The sequence below is a fragment of the Arhodomonas sp. KWT genome (assembly GCF_010993615.1).
Map to the genome: position 1 here is coordinate 1 of NZ_WNXE01000352.1, position 1,945 is coordinate 1,945.

3 protein-coding genes are annotated in these 1,945 nt (G+C 67.0%); all 3 read left to right on the forward strand.

What is annotated here, in order from left to right:
• The first annotated feature begins 58 nt into the window (after positions 1-58).
• A complete protein-coding gene (locus G7A99_RS18815; protein WP_163143071.1) occupies positions 59-868 on the forward strand; it encodes a CbbQ/NirQ/NorQ/GpvN family protein in 810 nt (269 codons plus the stop codon).
• A gap of 48 nt (positions 869-916) precedes the next feature.
• Entirely contained in the window at positions 917-1,363 is a 447-nt protein-coding gene (locus G7A99_RS18820) for a cytochrome c (protein WP_163143074.1), read from the forward strand.
• Between the two features lie 28 nt (positions 1,364-1,391).
• The coding region (locus G7A99_RS18825) for a cbb3-type cytochrome c oxidase subunit I (RefSeq protein WP_305792338.1) at positions 1,392-1,945 on the forward strand (554 nt) is incomplete at its 3' end.

Consider the following 1,945-nt stretch of genomic DNA (forward strand, 5'->3'; position numbering starts at 1 on the left):
GTGTTTCTTTTAAGATGTATCTATAGTACTTTTTAATCGGAACATAGGGGATTCAACCATGCACATCGTCAGCGACACCGCCGAAACCGCCCCCGCCGGCAGCTTCTACCACGCCCTGGGTGACGAGGTCGCACTGTTCGGGCACGCCGCCGCCGAGCGCCTGCCGGTACTCATCAAGGGCCCCACGGGGTGCGGCAAGACACGGTTCGTTCAGCACATGGCGGAGCGTCTGGAGCGCCCGCTCTACACCGTCGCCTGCCACGACGACCTGACCGCCGGCGACCTCGTCGGCCGCCACCTGCTCGGCAGCGAGGGTACCTACTGGCAGGACGGTCCGCTGACCCGCGCGGTGCGCGAGGGCGGGATCTGCTACCTCGACGAGATCATCGAGGCGCGCAAGGACACCACCGTGGTCCTCCATCCCCTCGCCGACGACCGCCGGGTGCTACCGCTGGACGCCACCGGCGAGCTGATCGAGGCCCACCCGGACTTCCTCCTGGTGGTCTCGTACAACCCCGGCTACCGCAACCTGATGAAGGGCCTGAAGCCGAGCACGCGGCAGCGCTTCGTGGCCCTGTCCTTCGGCTACCCGGATGCCGCCGCGGAGCGGCAGATCGTCGCCCGGGAATCGGGGATCGACGCGGCGCGGGCGGAGCAGCTCGTGCGCCTGGCCACGGACCTGCGCCGCCTCGACGGCCACGACCTCGAGGAGGCCGCCTCCACCCGGCTGCTGGTTCATGCCGCCCGGCTGATCACCCGGGGCGTGGCGCCGCTCGCGGCCTGCCGCGCCTGCCTGGCGGAGCCGCTGAGCGACGAGCCCGCGGCGCTGGAGGCGCTGATGGACGTCGTCGGCGCGCACCTCGGCTGACGCCCGCGGGCCGGAACACCGCTTTCTCAACCTTCAGGGGGACATTCGATGTCGGAACGTTTCACCAAGGGCATGGCCCGAAACATCTACTACGGGGGGAGCCTGTTCTTCATCCTCCTGTTCGTGGGGCTCACCCTCGACACGGTGACCGCGCTGCCCGACCGCGAGAACCGTGCCGGGCTGACCGATACCGTTGCCGAGGGCAAGGAGGTGTGGGAGCGCAACGACTGCATCGGCTGCCACACCCTGCTCGGCGAGGGCGCCTACTTCGCCCCCGAGCTCGGCAACGTCTTCGAGCGCCGCGGCAACGGCAACGAGGCCGCGTTCAAGGCCTACCTCAATGCCTGGATCAACGCCCAGCCCACCCAGGCGCCGGGCCGCCGGCAGATGCCGCAGTTCAACCTCTCCGATCACGAGATCAACGCCCTCGCGGAGTTCCTGATCTGGACCTCGCGCATCCGCAACAACGACTGGCCGCCGAACGTCGAGGGCTGAACGCCCGATGAACCAGGGGGACACGAGCATGAAATACCAGAGCCAGTCGGTGGCGATGCCCTACTTCGTCTTCGCCATCATCCTGTTCTTCGGCCAGATCGCCTTCGGGCTGATCATGGGCCTGCAGTACATCATCGGGGACTTCCTCTTCCCGCTGATCCCCTTCAACGTCGCGCGCATGGTGCACACCAACCTGCTCATCGTGTGGCTGCTGTTCGGCTTCATGGGCGCGACCTACTATCTCGTGCCCGAAGAGGCCCAGCGCGAGCTCCAGAGCCCGTGGCTGGCACGAGTGCTGTTCTGGGTGTTCGCCATCGCGGGCACGCTGACCATCATCGGCTACCTCGCCGTGCCTTACGCGCGGCTGGCCGAGCTCACCGGCAATGAGTACTTCCCGACCATGGGCCGCGAGTTCCTGGAGCAGCCCACCATCACCAAGGCCGGCATCGTGCTGGTCGCCCTCGGCTTCCTCTACAACGTCGGCATGACCGTGCTGCGCGGGCGCAAGACCGTGATCAACATGGTCCTGATGACGGGCCTCGTGGGGCTGGCGGTGATGTTCCTGTTCGCCTTCTACAACCC